At 68.4% G+C, this 17,589-nt stretch carries 16 protein-coding genes and 1 pseudogene; 5 read left to right on the forward strand and 12 right to left on the reverse strand.

What is annotated here, in order from left to right; genetic code table 11:
• Together GCG21_RS06540 and GCG21_RS06545 are read right to left on the reverse strand one after the other, a co-directional pair.
• Positions 1–288, reverse strand: a pseudogene (locus GCG21_RS06540) (sugar ABC transporter permease); the annotation flags it as partial.
• Between the two features lie 92 nt (positions 289–380).
• The gene (locus tag GCG21_RS06545) at positions 381–1,751 is read right to left on the reverse strand and encodes an ABC transporter substrate-binding protein (protein ID WP_152818483.1); all 1,371 of its coding nucleotides are present in this window, start codon (positions 1,749–1,751) and stop codon (positions 381–383) included.
• A gap of 250 nt (positions 1,752–2,001) precedes the next feature.
• On the opposite strand from GCG21_RS06545, the gene GCG21_RS06550 reads away from it, so the two are divergent.
• Positions 2,002–2,730, forward strand: coding sequence for an SDR family oxidoreductase (locus GCG21_RS06550; RefSeq protein ID WP_152818484.1), 729 nt, complete (start codon positions 2,002–2,004; stop codon positions 2,728–2,730).
• On the opposite strand, the gene GCG21_RS06555 is transcribed toward GCG21_RS06550, so the two are convergent.
• From GCG21_RS06555 to GCG21_RS06565, 3 genes are all read right to left on the reverse strand, one after another.
• A complete protein-coding gene (locus GCG21_RS06555; RefSeq protein ID WP_152818641.1) occupies positions 2,698–3,735 on the reverse strand; it encodes a LacI family DNA-binding transcriptional regulator in 1,038 nt (345 codons plus the stop codon). The genes GCG21_RS06550 and GCG21_RS06555 overlap by 33 nt on opposite strands.
• A 118-nt stretch (positions 3,736–3,853) precedes the next feature.
• Positions 3,854–4,750, reverse strand: coding sequence for a hypothetical protein (locus tag GCG21_RS06560; protein ID WP_227993450.1), 897 nt, complete (start codon positions 4,748–4,750; stop codon positions 3,854–3,856).
• Between the two features lie 27 nt (positions 4,751–4,777).
• Positions 4,778–6,166 carry an FGGY family carbohydrate kinase gene (locus GCG21_RS06565; RefSeq protein ID WP_370517349.1) on the reverse strand — a complete coding sequence of 463 codons (1,389 nt, stop codon included), beginning with the start codon at positions 6,164–6,166 and terminating at the stop codon, positions 4,778–4,780.
• 203 nt (positions 6,167–6,369) lie between these two features.
• On the opposite strand from GCG21_RS06565, the gene GCG21_RS06570 reads away from it, so the two are divergent.
• Positions 6,370–7,143: an SDR family oxidoreductase gene (locus GCG21_RS06570; RefSeq protein ID WP_370517350.1), complete on the forward strand. Its 774-nt coding sequence runs from the start codon at positions 6,370–6,372 to the stop codon at positions 7,141–7,143.
• A 162-nt stretch (positions 7,144–7,305) separates the two neighbouring features.
• On the opposite strand, the gene GCG21_RS06575 is transcribed toward GCG21_RS06570, so the two are convergent.
• The 5 genes from GCG21_RS06575 to GCG21_RS06595 all read right to left on the reverse strand — a co-directional run bounded on the left by GCG21_RS06575 (position 7,306) and on the right by GCG21_RS06595 (position 11,942).
• On the reverse strand, positions 7,306–8,307 hold the full coding sequence (locus GCG21_RS06575; RefSeq protein ID WP_152818485.1) for an ABC transporter substrate-binding protein: 1,002 nt from the start codon (positions 8,305–8,307) through the stop codon (positions 7,306–7,308).
• Position 8,308: 1 nt separating this feature from the next.
• A complete protein-coding gene (locus GCG21_RS06580; RefSeq protein ID WP_152818486.1) occupies positions 8,309–9,397 on the reverse strand; it encodes an ABC transporter permease in 1,089 nt (362 codons plus the stop codon).
• Complete coding sequence (locus tag GCG21_RS06585) at positions 9,394–10,161, reverse strand: ATP-binding cassette domain-containing protein (protein WP_152818487.1); 768 nt, start codon at positions 10,159–10,161, stop codon at positions 9,394–9,396. The genes GCG21_RS06580 and GCG21_RS06585 overlap by 4 nt, the downstream gene beginning before the upstream one ends.
• A gap of 14 nt (positions 10,162–10,175) precedes the next feature.
• Positions 10,176–11,228: a LacI family DNA-binding transcriptional regulator gene (locus GCG21_RS06590; protein ID WP_194164970.1), complete on the reverse strand. Its 1,053-nt coding sequence runs from the start codon at positions 11,226–11,228 to the stop codon at positions 10,176–10,178.
• Between the two features lie 126 nt (positions 11,229–11,354).
• Positions 11,355–11,942 carry an AAA family ATPase gene (locus tag GCG21_RS06595; protein WP_194164971.1) on the reverse strand — a complete coding sequence of 196 codons (588 nt, stop codon included), beginning with the start codon at positions 11,940–11,942 and terminating at the stop codon, positions 11,355–11,357.
• A gap of 94 nt (positions 11,943–12,036) precedes the next feature.
• Here GCG21_RS06595 and GCG21_RS06600 point away from each other — a divergent pair, with 94 nt between their 5' ends.
• Complete coding sequence (locus tag GCG21_RS06600; protein ID WP_370517351.1) at positions 12,037–12,972, forward strand: oxygenase MpaB family protein; 936 nt, start codon at positions 12,037–12,039, stop codon at positions 12,970–12,972.
• 2 nt (positions 12,973–12,974) lie between these two features.
• Positions 12,975–13,559 carry a hypothetical protein gene (locus GCG21_RS06605; protein ID WP_152818490.1) on the forward strand — a complete coding sequence of 195 codons (585 nt, stop codon included), beginning with the start codon at positions 12,975–12,977 and terminating at the stop codon, positions 13,557–13,559.
• Positions 13,560–13,793: 234 nt separating this feature from the next.
• Here the strand turns inward: GCG21_RS06605 and GCG21_RS06610 are convergent, their stop codons facing one another.
• On the reverse strand, positions 13,794–14,801 hold the full coding sequence (locus GCG21_RS06610) for an alpha/beta hydrolase (RefSeq protein WP_227993472.1): 1,008 nt from the start codon (positions 14,799–14,801) through the stop codon (positions 13,794–13,796).
• Between the two features lie 218 nt (positions 14,802–15,019).
• The gene (locus GCG21_RS06615) at positions 15,020–15,730 is read right to left on the reverse strand and encodes a TetR/AcrR family transcriptional regulator (RefSeq protein WP_152818492.1); all 711 of its coding nucleotides are present in this window, start codon (positions 15,728–15,730) and stop codon (positions 15,020–15,022) included.
• Between the two features lie 81 nt (positions 15,731–15,811).
• Between GCG21_RS06615 and GCG21_RS06620 the strand changes: the two genes are divergently transcribed.
• On the forward strand, positions 15,812–17,575 hold the full coding sequence (locus GCG21_RS06620) for an ABC transporter substrate-binding protein (RefSeq protein WP_370517352.1): 1,764 nt from the start codon (positions 15,812–15,814) through the stop codon (positions 17,573–17,575).
• Positions 17,576–17,589: the final 14 nt, after the last annotated feature.

The following is a 17,589-nucleotide window of genomic DNA, read 5'->3' on the forward strand; positions in this document are numbered from 1 at the left end:
CACCCCCACGATGAGCACCGTGGCCCACAACGAGGACAGGAACACCCCGCTGCCGAGCACGTTCGCGTAATTATCGAACCCCACGAACCGCTGCTGGCCCGGACGCAGCAGATTCCACTCCCGGAACGAATAATAGATCGTCACCAGGAACGGCACCTGCGTGATCACGATCGCAGTGATCAAAGCCGGCCACACAAGCAACCGAGCCAAACGGATTCCAGACCTCGCCCGGGCAGAAGAACCCACCCGGCGCGGCGATGCCTGCGGGGAGGCGGTGACCGTGACCATGACTCTCTCCTTCGAGTGCGTGGATCGATTCCGACCGATCCTTCGACGAGAGCGCGGTGCCCCACGTGTTCACGGGGCACCGCGCCGCGCTGCTATTTCTGTGCGTCGCCGGCCTTCTGGGCCAACTCTTGAACCTCGGCCAAGGCGTCGTCGACCGACTTTCGGCCCGCGTACACCTCGGCGAAGACCTGCGAGGCGCTATTTCCCAGGTCCTGCCACTCGGGGATCGTGATGAACTGAATCCCGACATAGGGCTGGGGGTTGACGCCCGGATGCTCCGGGTTCACGCTCAGCATCGTCTCTTTGGTGATATCCGCGAAGGCGCCGGCCGCCTCCTGATATTCCGGAATGTCGTAGGTCGACAGTCTCGCGCCGGGGGGCACGCGGCTCCAGCCGAGCTCATTGCCGACCAGGCTCGCATAGTCCTTGCCGGTCGCCCACTTGATGAACTCCCACGCGGCCTCCTGCTTCTGGGAGGTCTTGGGGATCGCGAGGTTCCACGACCACAGCCATCCGGACTCGTCGGTCTCGACCACCGGGGCGTGTACGTAGCCGACGTTCCCGGCCACCTCGCTCAGGTCGGGATCCTCGACGCTGCCGGCCGCGCTCGTGGCGTCGTACCAGAAGGCCGCCTTCCCCTGCGTGAACAGGTTGAGGCACTCGGTGAAGCCGTAGGAGACCGGATCCGCCTCGCCCGAATCCCGGATCGTCTCCGACCAGAAGGTGAGAGCCTTCCGGAATCCCTCCTGGTCCACCTGCGCGTTCCAGTCCATGTCGAACCAGGAGCCGCCGAAGGTGTTGACGACCGTGTTGAGGGAGGCGATTCCCTCGCCCCAGCCGGGCTTGCCGCGCAGGCAGATCCCGGCGTGGTCGTCGGTGTCGACCTGCTTTGCCATCGCCGCGACCTCCTGCCAGGTCGGGCGCTCGGGCACCGTGATCCCGGCCTCGGAGATGATGTCCCTGTTGTACATGAGGAAGGACGACTCGCCGTAGAACGGTGCCGCGTAGAGGTCGTCGTCGACGGAGACCGAGGTGCGAACCGGCGGGAAGAGGTCGTCGATGTCGTACTCGGCGTCGTCGTCGGCCCATTGCGACAGGTTGACGATCCAGTCGTTCTGTTGCCACAGCCGGACTTCGTAGGCACCGATCGTCAGGATGTCGTACTGCCCGCCCTGGGTCGCGATGTCCTTGGTCACCGCATCACGCAGGTCGTTCTCCTCCATCTGGATGAAGTTGACCTTGATGTCGGGGTGGTCCGCCTCGAACTCCCCCTTGAGCTGCTCCATGTCGACCATCTGCGGGTTGTTCACCGTGGCCAACGTGAGCTCCGTGATGGTGCCGCTGTCGGCCGAGCTGTCACCCGCACCGCCACCGGCACCGGAGCAGGCGGTCAGTGCCAGTGCGGACGCGAAGAGGGCTGTGCCCCAGGCCGCTGCCCGTGATGTATTCAATCGTGAACTCATGAAAACCTCTCTGTCCTCAACGTACGGGTCTGCCACGTAGCTCTGGGAGCCGTGGCATGTCACCGGTGTCACGACGGACTATACAGACGCATGTCACCGATGACAAGCATCGTTCGTCAAGGCTACGATCGGACCGCGGCATGGCTGGACCAGCATGTCGGCCTGCGAATGTTCGGCGGCGTCGAGGTGCCGGTCGAGTTCGTCCGTAGGTGATCTGATTCGTCATGCAATCGAGTGGAAGGACAGACAGATGGGCGACTTCGGTGGGCGGACAGTCCTGGTCACGGGCGCAAGCGGAGGGATCGGCGGTGAGATCGTGCGCCAGTTGTGTAGCGCCGGGGCCGCGGTGCTCGCCGCGGGGCCGGATGGCGACTCGCTCGAAGCGATCGTCGCGGACACAGGCGCCCGCCCGCTTCCGTTCGACCTCGAATCCGAGGACGCAGTCCGCGGAGCCATCGAAGGTGTCGACCTCTACGGCGTCGTGAACTGCGCCGGGTGGGGCGGAATCGTGTCGCCGACGACTGAGGCCGATGTCGACGTCTTCGACAGGGTCATGGGGATCAACGCCCGCGGGACGCTCCTCGTGACCAAGTACGCGTCGCGGGAGATGATCCGCCTCGGGGTCGGCGGCTCGATCGTCAACGTCTCGAGCCAGGCAGCGCTCGTTGCGCTCGACGGGCACGGCTCCTACGGTGCCTCGAAGGCCGCGATCGATGCGATCACCCGCGTGGCGGCACTGGAGCTCGGTGCGCATGGAATCAGGGTCAACAGCGTCAATCCGACCGTCGTGATGACCCCGATGTCGGCCGGCTACTGGGGGCGTCCTGAGATCGGAGGGCCATTCCTGGAAATGATGCCCTTGGGTCGATGGGCGACCGAGAAGGACATCGCTGCGCCGATCGTCTTCCTGCTCGGTGACGGGGCATCAATGATCTCCGGGGTGTGCCTACCGATCGATGGCGGCTACTGCAGCCGATGAGGGCACGTCGCCCATTGCCCGGGTTCGAGGTGCCTCGACTGCCATGCACGACGAACGCTCGATGAGCGACACCGCCAGCACGTTGGACTTCTTCACGCGTCGACCGGGGAACTCGAGACGCAGCATAATGCGTTCGGCCGCGAGACGGCCCAGTTGAGCAGGATCCTGATCGATGACGCTCAGTGGGGGGTCGAGGAGGTCGGCCATCGGGAAGTCGCCGAAGCCGACCATCGGAATGGGTGCCGACCGCATCGCGCGGACGAGCATCATCGAACTGCGTGCATTGGAGGAGAAGATCGCAGTCGGCGGATCCGGGAGGGATATGAGGCGGCTGAGCGTGGCGTTCGTTCGTGACTGATCGGAGACATGGACGGCCACCAGGTCGTCGTCTGTGCCTCCGAGGGCCTCGTCGTGCGCGCGGCGCCACCCCTGCAGCCGCTGCCGTTCGGTGGACAAGTGGATCATGTCGCCGATGTAGGCAATCCTCGTATGGCCGTGTTCGAGGAGGTGTCGCGTCGCGACGTAGGCGCCTTCCTCGTCATCGTCGGTGAACGAGTCCGCGTTGATCCCGATGGGAGTGCGGTCGACGAACACGATGCTGGTGTGTTGCTGCCAGCGCGCAAGCCATGAATGATCGGTGCCGACAGGGGCGATGACCAGCCCGGAGAGCTGTCGGCTCAGGAGTGTCTCGATCGTTGCACGTTCCTCGTCCGGGTCCTCCCCGAGGCTCGTCACCACGGTGGACATACCGTGCTCGCGCGCGACCCGGTCGACCGATCGGATGATGAGCGCGAAGTACGGATCGACGACATCCGGGACCGCGACCCCGAGAACGAGACTACGGCCGGCGCGGAAATTGGTCGCGAGCACGTTGGGCACGTAGTTGAGATCCTTCATGACCTTCTCCACGAGCGCTCGCGTCTCCGGCAGCACATGGGCGTCGCCGTTGAACACCCGCGATACCGTTTTCGCGCTCACGCCCGCATGAGCTGCGACATCGCGCATCGTCACCAATGGATTCCACCTCCGGATCGGGAACGCCGTCCTGTCGACTACCGTACCGGAGCCCGCACAGGCGCGACTCCCGCCTGCCTTTCCGGCGGGAGTCGCAGCGACTAGCCGATCATCCGATGACGCCGGCCAGTTCGCGAAGGCGCGGAAGGGCGCGCTCGGTGAGGAGCCGGCGACGGGTGAGTTCGTCGTGCGAGAGGCTGTCCTTCCACAAGGCCCGGCCGGCCATCGCCCCCGCGGCACCGTTGGCCATCGCGATGCGAACCTGCTCGATGAACGTGCTGTGGTCCACTCCGGCCGACAGGGCCGCCCACGGCGCCCCGTGGGCTGCACGGGTGACGTCGCGACACGCCTCGGCGGATCCCGGGTACTGAAGCTTCAGCACCTTTGCGCCGCACTCGACGGCGAGGCGGGCGCCGTCCGCGACCAGGCCCGGGAACCGGCGGGCGTAATCGGCGTCGCTCTCCCCCTCGAGTTGGTACGTGAGGAGTTCGACGATGAGGAGGACCCCCTCTCGCGTGCACGAGTCCGTGAGGTCTCGGATCTCGTCTGCCAGCCGCGACGTCGCGTCCTGGCGGTCGGGTCGCGAGTAGAAGAGCATCTTCGCGGCGTCACCGCCGAGGTCACGGACGGTTCGTGCCGTGACTCCGGGGACGTACCGTGTGTATCGGAGTCCGTCGACGGTCTCGAAGCCCGAGGCATCCATTCCGACGACCAGACCGGTGTCGCGGCCGAGGATGCCGTCGTCGACGATCGCGGGTAGCGCGACCTCCGGATCGAGCAGGACCGCGGGTGCGTTGTTGGCGAGGTCTCGAACGAGGTCGGCCTTGACGGTGGCCAGTTCGGCTGTCGTGATGGCGGATGGGCCTTCCGGAGCGTCGGGGATGGCGGCCTTCATACCGTTGCGTTGGTCGGCCGCCACGATGAGCAGGTTGCCATCGGCGGTCGAGATGCGTCGCATGGCGCGACGTTCGAGGACGTTCAACGGATTCGCCGTTGCAGTCTTCATGGGTATTCTCTCCAATTCACTGTGGGTCTAACGGAGGGTCGGTTCTGCGTAGGCAAGCCGCAGTGCGGTCCGGGCCGCGCCGAATGCCGTCTCCTGTTCGCGCGTCGAGACGGACATGTTCGGAAGAATGTGGTCGCGGGCGCGCTGGACGGCGCGCATGCTCGCCCAGCCGCCGGTCAGTGTGCTCGACTGGGCAGGCGGAAGCTCACGGTCCATCGTGGCGAGGAGGAGTGCGATCTCATCGTTGCTGTGCCTCAGAATCGCGGCGAATATCTCTGCCGGGTTCACGTCATCGGTGCGGATCGCGAGCTGGAGCACGCCGTCGTCATTGCGGGCGCCGGAGACCATGACGCCCCCGTCGGCCAGCGTGCCTCGGTAGGGCAGAGCCATGACGGCGTCGTCGAGGCGATCTCGGCCCGAACGGTCTGTGATACCGGCGAGTTGCAATGCTCGACGCAGCAGCAGGCCCGTCTTGACCCCGGCAACCAGAACATGCTTGCCGGGGATGACGTGACGGACCTCGTTGATGAGATTCGCTGCGAGCCTGGAGCGGGCGTCGAAGCCGAGCGGGGTGTCGATGACGCGCACGAGGACTTCGGCGGTGCCCATCGATACGTGGTAGCGGTCGGAGTCCGCATCTTCGCCCGCCTGCATCGCTACGAGGTGATCGTGCCCGGCGACGGTCAATCGGGAGTCCGAGAACTGCGACGGCAGATCGGCTACTGCCCGCCCCCAGGCGTCCCCGGCCTCACGCAGGGGAGGGAGGAGCGCGGCCGTGGCTCCCAGCTCCTTGAGGATCTCCGGCCACGGCGCCCCCGTGTCCTGGTCGAGCAGGCCGGTGCGTGAGGTCAACGAGTACTCGAGCGCGACGTCACCTCCCAGTGACATCGCAACGAACTCAGGCAGATTGAGCCAGCGCAGTTCATCGAGTCGCAGGCCTTGATCGCGGAAATAGGCGAGCTTGGACACGGATACCTGAGCGCCGAGTGGAAGGCCCGTGCGACCGGAGAACTCATCGCGAATTCGCTCGGGGAACGGGGTCATCGGCTCCCGTGGATCGAACCAGGCGATCGCGGGCGTGACGGGCGAGCCCGCGCGGTCGATCAGGATTCCGGATTCGCCCATTCCTGCGATCGCGATCGACGACACTCGCGCGCGAGTCAGGGTTTCCAGACGCGCCGACGTCTTCTTCAGAAGCGCTCGGACTGCCGCGATGAGCCCGTCGGCAGTCATCTCGGTCGTGCCGGCGTTGCCGGCGCGCCACGGCGTGGCGATCTGCTCGCTCACGACCTCCTGGGCGGCTTCATCGACCACCAGCAGTTTGATCGATGTACTGCCGAGATCCAGGCCTGCCGCGAGGGCGTCGTGCCCAATTCTTCCGGTCGGCGATGAATCGGGCCCCAGGCACGTCGCCACAGCTCTCCCTCTCGTTGGTCTGGACAGATCCTGTTCAGTCGCACGATCTCAACGATGACACCGGTGACTTGATGTGTCCATCCTGGGTGTGCGCCAGTGCCGTGTCAAGTCCGCGAGTATCGACGCCGCGCGTGACTCGCGGGTCGGACCCGCACCTTGTAGCATTCCGCGTGACATCGGTGTCACTTCTCCGATGTCACGCCGTGCCCGGCAAGGGGCTCGGCCTGTCGACAGCGAGAGGATTTCCGATGACGGACTTCAACGGCCGGACGATTCTGGTGACGGGTGCGACCGGAGGGATCGGTGGCGAGATCGTGCGTCGGCTGCAGGCAGCGAACGCCGATGTGATCGGTGCCGGTCGGGACCCGGAGAAGCTCGCGGTCCTCGCCGATGAGACCGGTGCCCGTACGGCGCAGTTCGAGCTGACGTCCGAGGATGAGGTCGCGGGTGCTCTTGCGGGGTTGGAGCCGTGGGGAGTGGTCAACTGCGGCGGCTTCGGCGGCGAGATCGCGACGCCGATGGATACCGACATGGAGGTCTTCGACCGTGTCATGGCGATCAACGCTCGGGGAACCATGCTTGTCACCAAGCACGCCGCTCGTGCGATGGTCCGGCTCGGGCGGGGCGGCTCGATCGTCAACGTCTCCAGCCAGGCCTCACTCGTGGCGCTGCCGGGGCATGTCTCCTATGCGGCCTCCAAGGCGGCCATGGACAGCCTGACGAGGGTCAGTGCGCTGGAGCTCGGCCCGTACAACATCCGTGTCAACAGCGTCCACCCGACCGTCGTGATGACAGAGATGTCGGCCTTCTACTGGGGCCGCCCCGAGATCGGCGGGGCGTATCTCGAGCAGATGCCGCTCGGGCGCTGGGCAACCGAGGCCGAGATCGCCGAGCCTGTTGTCTTTCTGCTCAGTGACGGCGCGTCGATGATCACGGGGGCGCACCTGCCCATCGACGGCGGCTTCACCTGTCGCTGAGGCCACCGTCGATGAGTGTAGGCCCGATGTCGAACTCGGGCCGACACGCGACGAGTCGCGGGACACGGTCGATGGAGCGGGGGTGGGCGCTCGCGGTGTCGTGAGCGGGTACGACATCGGCGGCCCCGCCGGAACGGGGCCGCCGATGGTCGGGTCAACGGGTCAGCATTCGGAGGCGTAGAGCGCCGCCTGGCCTTCCTCCGTGTCGAGGTTCTCCTTCGTCACGATCGTGAAGCCGGTCTGGATCTTCTCCTCCGTCGGCTCACCGTTGATTGCGGCGATTGCCTGTTCCACACCCTGGTAGCCGATGTCGTAGGGCTGTTGGGCGATGATCGCCTGGAGCACGCCGTCCTCGAGCGCATCGACCTGTGCGGGACCCGCGTCGAAACCGACCACGTCGACTTCACCGACCGCGCCGGCCTGTTGGATTCCGGTCGCTGCGCCTTCGGCGCTGAAGATGTTCGTGGCGAAAATCGCCTTGAGGTCGGGGTAACGCTGCAGGGTGGACGTCACGATGTCGGCGGCCTTCGCGGGCTGGTTCTTCGCATACTGCACGCCGACGTATTCGAACTTCGGATCCTTCGCGACCGCCTCTTCGAAGCCCTTGACGCGGTCGACCGAGGTCGAGATCCCGGGCTGGTTGTCGATGACGAGGACCTTGCCACCGTCCGGAACGAGGTTCTGGATCGCCTCGAATGCGGCGGCTCCTCCGCCGATGTTGTCGGAGGCGATCTCCGAGACCGCGATCGAGGGATCCTCGATGGTCGTGTCGACCAGCACGATCTTGCTGTTCTGGGCGGCTTCTTCCAACGGCCGCTGCAGTGCACTCACGTCATTGGGGGCGATGAGGATCGCGTCGGGCTCGGTGGCGGTGACCGATGCCACGATCGGTTGCTGCAGCGCGGGATCCCACTTCTGGGGCCCCTGCACGCTGACCTCGGCGCCGAACTCATCGGCGGCTGCGCGGACGCCACATTCCATCGAGATGTAGAACTCGTCCCCGATGACGCCCTGGATGAAGGCGATGCTCGGTGCACCGGAGTCGTCCCCTCCGGTGTCGGTGGAGTTTGCGTTGCTCTCGGGGCTGTTGCCGGTGGAGCAGGCGGCCATGCCTGTTGCCATCGCCAACGCTGCGGTGGCGATGAGGATGCGGTTCCTGGCCATGTCAGACGTCCTTTCGGTTGGAGGAGAACATGCGGGTGAAAAGGTTGGTTGTGGCCTTGCCGCGGTTCGCCGCGGCTCGGCGGACCTGGTCGGCGTACACGGCGGCGATGAGGAACGCGCCGACAACGACCTGCTGCCAGTACGGCTGGACTCCGAGAATCACGAAGCCGTTCCGGAGCGTGGCGGGGATGAGCAGGCCGATCACGGTGCCGAACACTGCGCCGATTCCGCCGAACAGGCTCGTGCCGCCGATCACGACGCCGGCGATGACGTCCAGGTTCGTCAGACTGTGTCCGGCGATCGTCGTGGAGCGGAAGAAGGCGAGGTTGAGCACTCCCGCGAGGCCGGCAAGGAGGCCGGCGAAGGCATACACCTTGATCAACTGGCGATCGACGTTGATCCCGACCCGCCGGCATGCCTCGGGGTTGGAGCCGATTGCCGAAGTGTGGAGTCCGAACTTCGTACGATGGAGGAGGACGATGCCGAGGATGACGACGGCGGCAGCGATGAGTACGAGGATCGGAACGCCGAGGATCCGACCGAAGCCGACCGTGTCGACGAGGACGTCGGGTGCCGCGCGCAGGTCGATACCACCGGTGAGTACCTGTGCGAGCCCGAGCGCGGCAACGAACGTGCCGAGGGTGACGATCATCGGTGGCACCTTGAGTTTGGCCACGCAGAATCCGTTGAGGAGTCCCCAGCCGACGCCCGAGAGGAGGGCGGCCGCGATACCGGCGATTGCGACACCCCAGCCCTGTCCGTCCCCCATGCGTTCCATGACCATCGAGGAGACGACGCCGGAGAAGACCAGGATCGTACCCATCGAGAGGTCGATGCCGGCCGTGATGATGATGAACGTCGTGCCGACTCCGAGGACCGCGAGGATCGACACGCTGATGGCGATGTTCCGGAAGTTCGATCCATCGAAGAATGCAGTCGGGCTCAGCACGCTGAAGAGGATGACGATTCCGAGCCACACGAGCACGATCTGCATCGCCTGGGCCGCGACGGCGGCGCGGACACGTTCGCCGAGTCCCTTCTTCGGGAGCGTGGGGACGGCGGTGGGCGCGGGTTTGGTTTCGATGCTCATGCTGCATCCCTTTCATCCAGGGCGCCGGTCATGGCACCGACGAGTTCGTCGACGTTCGTCTCGGAGGACTTGTACAGCGCGACCCGTCGGCCGTGCCGTAGGACGTGGATCCGGTCCGATACCTGCAATACCTCGGGCATGGAGTGGCTGATGAGCACGACCCCCAGTCCGGTATCGCGAATGCGGCGTACGAGGTCGAGTACTCCCTTGGTCTGGACCACACCGAGTGCGGCCGTGGGCTCATCGAGGAAGATGACCTTGCTCGCCCAGGCGGCGGCGCGCGCGACGGCGATGGCCTGGCGCTGCCCGCCTGACATGCCGCCGACCGGACCGTCGTAATCCCGGACGGTCGCGCCGAGGTCGGCGAAGGCCTGCGCCCCGTGGTTGCGCATCTTGTTCCGCTCCATGAATCCGAGCTTTCCGAGCAGACCACGACGCATGACCTCGCGGCCCAGGTACATGTTCTGGATCGGGTTGAGATGGTTGGCGAGTGCGAGGTCCTGGAACACGGTCTCGATCCCGAGTTCTCGGGCATCTGTCGGGTTCGTCAGGGTGAGGGGCCGACCGTCGAAGTAGAGCTGGCCGGCGTTGGGCGAGTCCGCCCCCGCGAGGATTCGTACAAGGGTCGATTTCCCGGCCCCGTTGTCGCCGATCAATGCGGAGACCTCGCCGGGGCGGACATCGAAGTCCGCGCCCTGGAGGGCCTGGACGGATCCGAACGTGCGGGCTATTCCGCGCGCTTCGTAGATGGGAGCTTCGCTCATGGCAACGGTTCCTCCTAGGACGCGGTTGGTTGGGTGTCGCGGAGCGGTGAACGCGGTTGCGGGCGCAGTTCCCCGGATCCGCGTTGCACGAGATCCGCCGGTACGTAGATCACGGGCGTGACCGGGTCGGGCCGGTCGGGTTGGAGTCGGTCGAGCATGGCTGTTGCCGCGGTCGTCCCGATTGCTCGCGGTGAGTGGTCGATGATCGTCACGGCCGGGGAGAGGCTCTCGGCCATCGGGAAGTCTCCGAAGGAGATGAGGGCGATATCCGTGCGCCGGAATTGGTGCAGGGCGGGGAGCAGGCCGAGGGAGAGGCGCGTGTTGGTCGAGATGAGAGCAGTCGGCGGTTCGGCGAGGGCGAGGAGTTCGACAAGTGCCGGCAACACGTCTGGGGACTCCAGGCAGTCGGCACGGATCAGGCGTTCATCGACCCGAATGCCGGCCTCGCGCATTGCTGCCCGATAGCCCTCGTGTCGACGGCCGGTCGTTGCGACTGCCGGGGTGTCGCTCAGCAGGGCGATCCGCGTATGCCCGTGTTCGAGGAGGTGTCGGGTCGCCAGACGGGTCAACCCGTGGTCGTCGGCCACAACCGACTGGGAGTTGGATGTGGCTCCGACTCGGTCCACGAAGACGAGTGGGAGGTCGCCGATCCGTGCTTCTGCGAGGCAGTCGCGGTCGGTGGGGGAGAGGATGATTCCGGCGCAACGACGTTGAGCCAGACTGTGAACCGTTTCCAATTCACGCTTCGGGTCACGGTTGCTCGAGGCGATCAGGCAGCGGTACCCGTGGGCGTCGAGCACAGATTCGACTTGCGCCACGAGCGTCGCGAAGAAGACATCCGCGATGCTGTCGACGACGACGCCGATGGTGCGGTCTCGACCGGCCCGGAGGGACCGCGCTGCCGGATCCGGAACGTAGTGCAGTTCGAGCATCGCGGCCTGCACGGCCGCCCGGGTGTCGTCGGCGACTTTTGGATGCTCGTTGAGCACGCGGGAAGCGGTCTTGGTGCTCACGCCCGCCAGTTCGGCCACGTCCTTCAGGGTGGGGCCGGATTCATGAGGCCTCATCGCGCGGTCCGGGTGGAGAGCGCGCGAGGGGAGGCGGATCGGGTCGCCATGCGGGTCTCCTCGTCGAGTCGATGTCATCGATGTCATCGGTGTAGGAAAGACTATGACCCCCGCGGCACGTCCCTGTCAACCTTGTGTTCTGACGGTGACCTGATCGTGTTCCAATCGTGTCTGAATCGCCGCGACTTGGAGCGTGGCCGCCTCGTGTGAATCCACCTCGATGAATGGAACGGCCGGGGCCGTGAGGTCGAGCGATGCGACGTAGCCCTCCAGGTCTGCGAGCTTGGCCCGGTCGCGTGCGGCCGAGCGGGACCGGAGCCGCCGGACCAGCTCGCCGGCGCTGATCCGGAGCCATACGAGGTGTGCGGTTCCGCCGTGCGCCTCGATGCGGCGGGCGAGCTCCGCCCAGGCTCGTGGATCGCGACGTTCGGCGGTGAACGGAGCCACGACGACGGTCGATATGCCGGCGTGCAGGCAATCCTGGACGACGCGATGGACACACTCGTAACGTGGCTCTCGGACGAGCGCGGCGAGCCGTGGGTCGTCGAGCCCCGCCGCCCCGATGAGCGAGGCCACGACGTCCACGAGTGGGTTCGTCATCGAGTCCTGGTCCAGCAGCGTCGCACGGAGTCGGCTCGCCAGTTCGAGGGCGGTCGTCGACTTCCCGGAGCCCGGAGGGCCCGTCATGATGATCACCTGCGGTGCTGATGCCACGATCACGAGCATAGTGCCGAGACAGGCCCGGTTCCGAGACCGCACGTCACCCGCCTGGAGAGGAAGCGCTCTCGCCGATGACAGACTGTCCATCGTGAGGACGACGTACGATTCAGCTCCCGCTTCCCTCGATCCCTCCGGCCCGCTGCACGAGCTCCGCCTCGCCGCGGGCCGAGCGCTCCGGGCGAAGGTCGCCGGCCCGGAGGCCCGCGCCCGAACCCAGGAGATCTGGGGAACCCCCGGGAGCCGGTGGTTCACCCCGACCGATCCGATCTGGCGCGTGCACAATGACGCGGCCATGTTCGCCGGCGGCATCACCGCGCTGCTCGTGCAGATGCTCCACCCGGCCGCGATGGCGGGCGTCGGGGACTTCTCCGGCTACAAGTCCGACCCGTGGGGCCGGCTGCAGCGCACGGCCGACTACATCGCGGTGACGACCTTCGGCACGATCGAGGCCGCCGAGCAGGTCTCCGCCCGCGTCGCCCGGATCCACGATCGGGTGAGCGGCACCGACGAGCTCGGCCGGCCCTACCGCGGCAACGATCCCGACCTGCTGCTGTGGGTCCACGACGCCGAGATCGACGCGTTCCTGCGCGCCTACCAGGCCTACAGCCCCACGCCGCTCACACCCGCCGAGGCCGATACGTACGTCGAGCAGACCGCGATCCCCGCCCGGCTCCTCGGCATCGCCGACCCGCCGCTCACGGTGGCGCAGCTGCGATCACAGCTGCGCGGGTTCCGCGCCGACCTCGCGATCACGAACTCGGCCAGGGAGGCCTCCCGGTTCGTCGTGCTGCACCCGCCGGTCGGCTTGGCGGCTCGGCCCGCCTACGGGATGCTCGTCGCCGGCGGGGTGGCACTCGTGCCGGGCTTCGCGCGCCGGATGCTCGGCCTGCCGCTCGGCCCGCGCGCCGCGCGCTGGGTAGCCCGGCCGTTCGGACACGGGGCGGTCGCGGGAGTGCGGTGGGCCCTCGGCGGGCTCGACAAGGCGAACCGTCTCGCCCCGGCGGCACGCGGTCAGGGGCTGTGAGCGTGGGCGGGGCGCCGATCGCGGCACCGCCGGGGCGCGGTCTGCGGCGCGCGGGCGTGATCCTGGCCGTCGTCGGCGCGGTGCTCCTGGTCGGCGCCATCGCCGGGGGAGCGCTCCTGGCGAGCGCCGGCATCGGCGGCGAGATCGACAAGGTGCGCGACGCCGTCCCCGTCTCCGGGCGCGCCGAGCTCGACCTCGAGGACGGGCTCGACCTGCGCCTCTACCGCGAGGTCGGCACCGCGACACCGGACTGCCTCGTCTCGGACGAGGCCGGGACCGACGTGTCCACCGCGTTCTTCGGGTCGAGCACGATCAGCACGGGCGGTCGATCATGGACGGCGTTCCAGGCCTTTCGTACGGTCGGCGCCGGCACCTACTCGATCGAGTGTGGCTCGGCCGAGGTGCTCGTGGCGCAGCCGCTCTCACCGGGTGGGATCGTCGCCGGCGTCGGGGGGATCCTCACCGCGATCTTCGGCGGCTTCGCCGGCGGGATCGTGCTCGTGGGCGGGATCGTGCTCTACGTCGTGGGCCGGGTCAAGGCGAAGCGCATCGCGCCGCCTCCCGCCTGGGGAACGCCCCCGTTCTGACCCGGCTCCCGCTGGACTGGGGAGCGGTTTGGTTTCCTCGGCTGGGGAGCTTCGTGGTGGCGGGGCCCCGAGGTGTTTCCCCGCTCGGCTGGGTGGCGGTCTGGTTCGCTCGGCTGGGGAGTTTCCTGGTGGCGGGGCCCCGGAGAGTTTCCCCGCTCGGCGAGTGGCGGATGGCGGCACTTGTGACCACGCGTCGGTGCCGGCGACTGGTGACCACGTGTCGGCGGCGACTGGTCACCACGCGTCGCTGGCGCCGTGGCGGTGCGGCGTCGTGGTCACGCGGCGCAGGAACGCGACGAGCCGGCCGAGCGCGAGGCGGGCGTCGGAACTGCCCAGGTCGAAGTCGAACACGTGCCCGGATCGAGAGGTCTCCTCGAGCACCACCTCGTCGACGTCCCCGCCGACCTCGCGCAGCCGCGCGGCGAGCGCATGGGACTGCACCGCGAGCGGATCCCTGGGCCCCGAGGTGAGGAACGCCGGCGGAAAGTCGGCGTGGACGTGCGGGGTGATCGAGGAGTACGCGAACTCCGGGTCATTCGCGAAGCTGCGCGAGCCGCTGTAGGCCCACAGCACCGTGCGCAGGTACCACCGGAACGGCCCCCGCACGGCCATGGCCGCGGCCGGGTCGAACGGACCGCTCGCCAGCGCCACGCCCACGATCCGTGCGGGATCGAGGAACTCCGTGATCCCGGCGCCGGCCGCGTACTCGCGGTCGAGGGAGGCGAGCACGGCCTGGGCCACGATGTGGGCCCCGGCGGAGTCGCCGCCGAGCACGAGCTGGTCGGGGTCGATGTCGAGTTCGGCGGCGTGATCCACCACGTACTGCACCGCCCGGCCCAGCTGGTGCACCTGGTCGGGGTGGAGGGCCTCGGGAGCCGGCGTGTAGTCGAGGTTGACGGTCGTGAAGCCGTGGGAGGCGACCACCGACAGGTACGGGCGCAGCGGCTCCTTCGCGCCCGTGACGAAGCCGCCGCCGTGCACCCAGATGAGCGCGGGCAGCGGCCGGGTGCCCTCGTGCTGGTAGACGTCGAGCAGGCACTCCGGCCGGGAGTCGTCATAGCGGAGGTCGAGCCGCTGTTCCAGGCCCGGCTGGATATGCGGAGCCGTCGCGGAGACCGGATCCGAGCCGTCGCCGGCGAAGAAGCGCAACAGCCACACCCGTGGCCACGGACTGGCCTCGTACGCGACCGCGGCCGTCGCCACGGCCGCCGCGAGCCCACCGAGCACCCAGCCGCGCCGCATCGTCACCGCCCTGCCCGCACCGGGGGAGTGCGGCGCCCGCCGGTCGGCTCGGCGCCATCGATGCCCATGTCTCCATCATCCCTCGCGGCCGATCCCCCGGCCAGGGGTGGCGAGCTCTGCCGGCGCGGGACCGGGTGGGATCGGGGGTGCCGGGTGGCCCTCGTCCACCCCGGTGGAGCGGGTGCGGCCGGGCCGGCCGCGAACGCGCTTCGGGGTGGTCAGCGTGCCGCGATCGCCGACAGCGCCCGGGTGAGGATCGCCGGGAACGACGTGCGCCCGGGAGCCCCCCGGGACCAGGCGCGCAGGGCGGCGAGCAGCGCCCCCGCCTGCGCGGCGCCGACCACGTCGGCCTCGAGCGCGTCCATGCCGCGACGGCGCAGTCGACCGGCGAGTATCCGGGCCAGCCGCTGCTGACGCAGTGCCGCGGACTCCTCCAGCTCCGCCGCGACGCCCATCGGCTCGGCGTTGGCGAATGCGAGCACCACGGTGCCCGGGGTGAGCCGCTCGGCCAGGTGGAGCAGGGCCGCGGCCGTCTCCTCCCGCGGCGACGGCGCGGGCCGCACCGATGGCGCCGGCCCGGCGGATCGATCGTCCTGCGCCGCCGCGCCGTCGAGTCCCGTGCCCTCGAGTCCCGTGCCGCCGACTCCCGTGCTGCCGAGTTCCGTGCCCTCGGGGTCCGTGCCGTCGAGGCCGGCACCCTCGAGCTCGGCGGCCAGGGACTCGAAGGCCTCGTCGATCGAGGTCCACAGCAGGTCGCTCTTCGTGGGCACATAGTTGAAGAACGTGGCCCGGCTCACCCCGGCCCGGGCGGTGATGTCGGCCACAGACGTCGCGGCGTAGCCCTGCTCGAGGAAGAGTTCGCACGCCGCCTCCTCCAGGATCTCGCGGGAAGAGGCCCGTGGCCGGCCCGCGCGCTGACGTTGCCGCATCCCGAGATCCTACGGCAGCGGCCGGCTCGCGAGGCCTATTGTTAGACGCAGACCAACAATCCCGATCCGAAGGAGAACGACGTGGCCGATCAGGCGACCCGGGCCGGCGGGCCCTCGAGCACGCGCCGCACCCATCGCACCGCGGCACGCGCGGCCCTGGGCGCCGGCGCGGTCGTGGCCACCCTCGTGCTCGGCGCCTGCTCGGGCGGGGGAGCTGCGGAGGGCGAGGGGGCGTCGTCCGTCGGCTTTGACGGCTCAGAAGGATCAGCAGGCTCGGAAGGCGCAGCGGGCGGAACGCTCGTGTACGCGACCGGCGACGCGGAGCCCGACTGCCTCGATCCGCACGTCGGCGGGAACTACCCGCAGGCACTCATCTCCACCCAATACCTCGAGCCGCTCGTGGGCCGCGACGCGAGCGGGCGGATCCAGCCCTGGCTCGCCACGGACTGGGAGGTCTCCGCGGACGGCCTCACGTGGGACCTCACCCTCGCAGACGGGATCACGTTCACCGACGGCACCCCGCTCGACGCCGAGGCCGTCAAGGTGAACATCGAGCACCTCCAGGATCCGGACACCGCCTCCTCCACCGGCTACCTCGCCGTGGCCAAGATCGAGACGGTCGAGGCGGTCGACGCCACCCACGTGCGCTTCCACCTGAGCGAGCCCGACTCCTCGCTGCTCGAGTCCCTGAGCCAGCAGTGGACCGCGATCCAGTCCCCGGCCGGAATCGCCCGCGGGATGGACGCCAACTGCGCCGCCCCGATCGGCACCGGCCCGTTCACCGTGGCCGAATGGGTGCCCCAGCAACACGTGATCCTCGAGCGCAACGAGGACTACGCCACCCCCGGCCCCGGGACCGAGAACACCGGGCCCGCCCACCTCGAGCGCATCGAATGGCGGTTCATCCCCGACCCGGCCACCCGCTGGGCCGCCCTGCGCTCCGGGGAGGTGAACGTGATCGACAACCCCGAGCCCGGCGCGATCACCGCCGCCGAGGCGGGCGAGGATATCGCCCACATCGACGCCCCGCGCCCCGGCTCCGTCAACCGCATCGAGCTGAACTCCGGCCAGGCGCCCTTCGACGACATCCGGGTGCGGCAGGCCTTCGTGCTCGCCGCCGACCCGAACCCGGGCATCGCCTCCCTCTACCAGGGCACGGCCACCCGGTCGTACTCGCCGCTGTCGAGCGTCGAGCCGGACGCCTACTCCGATCCGGACCTGTTCAACACCGACCCGGCCCGGGCGAACGAGCTCCTCGACGAGGCCGGCTGGACCGGGCGCGACGACCAGGGGTACCGCACGAGGGACGGCCAGCGGCTCACCGTGGCGTTCCCCGTGAGCACGAACCAGTCCGTGGCCGCCGAGCAGTCGCTCTTCGAACAGATCCAGGCGAACGAGAAGGCCGTCGGCTTCGAGGTCGTGCTCACCCCGCTCGACCTGAGCGCCTGGTACGAGGCCCTCGCGGCGCCCGAGAACCCCGAGAGCCCCGACGCCGGATACGACTACGACGCCGTGAGCGCCCCCTACACCAAGGTCGGCCCGGACGTGCTGCGCATCCTCTACCACTCGAGCGGCCTCACCCCGGCCCCGAGCGGCTACTTCGCCAACCACGCCCAGATCGACGACCCGGCGCTCGACGCGCTGCTCGAGGAGGCGGCCGCGGCCACCGATCCGGCCGAGCGCGCGAGCCTGTACACCCGGGCCCAGCAGCTCGTGCTCGAGGGCTACTACATCCTGCCGCTCTACGACCAGCAGAACCACTTCCTCGTGCGCGGCGCCACGGGGGTGCGCACCCTCGGCACGGTGGCCACGCCGACGTTCGTCGACGCCCGGCTGACCGACTGATCGGGCGGGTGGGC

Origin of the sequence: Pseudactinotalea sp. HY160 (assembly GCF_009372055.1) — a bacterium.
Classification (GTDB): domain Bacteria; phylum Actinomycetota; class Actinomycetes; order Actinomycetales; family Beutenbergiaceae; genus HY158.

Coding starts and splice junctions, on each gene's coding strand:
- GCG21_RS06580 (WP_152818486.1), bottom strand. CDS start 9,397: ATGAGCATCGAAACCAAACCCGCGCCCACCGCCGTCCCCACGCTCCCG.
- GCG21_RS06585 (WP_152818487.1), bottom strand. CDS start 10,161: ATGAGCGAAGCTCCCATCTACGAAGCGCGCGGAATAGCCCGCACGTTC.
- GCG21_RS06575 (WP_152818485.1), bottom strand. CDS start 8,307: ATGGCCAGGAACCGCATCCTCATCGCCACCGCAGCGTTGGCGATGGCA.
- GCG21_RS06615 (WP_152818492.1), bottom strand. CDS start 15,730: ATGCGGCAACGTCAGCGCGCGGGCCGGCCACGGGCCTCTTCCCGCGAG.
- GCG21_RS06590 (WP_194164970.1), bottom strand. CDS start 11,228: ATGAGGCCTCATGAATCCGGCCCCACCCTGAAGGACGTGGCCGAACTG.
- GCG21_RS06550 (WP_152818484.1), top strand. CDS start 2,002: ATGGGCGACTTCGGTGGGCGGACAGTCCTGGTCACGGGCGCAAGCGGA.
- GCG21_RS06560 (WP_227993450.1), bottom strand. CDS start 4,750: ATGAAGACTGCAACGGCGAATCCGTTGAACGTCCTCGAACGTCGCGCC.
- GCG21_RS06545 (WP_152818483.1), bottom strand. CDS start 1,751: ATGAGTTCACGATTGAATACATCACGGGCAGCGGCCTGGGGCACAGCC.
- GCG21_RS06555 (WP_152818641.1), bottom strand. CDS start 3,735: ATGCGCGATGTCGCAGCTCATGCGGGCGTGAGCGCGAAAACGGTATCG.
- GCG21_RS06610 (WP_227993472.1), bottom strand. CDS start 14,801: ATGCGGCGCGGCTGGGTGCTCGGTGGGCTCGCGGCGGCCGTGGCGACG.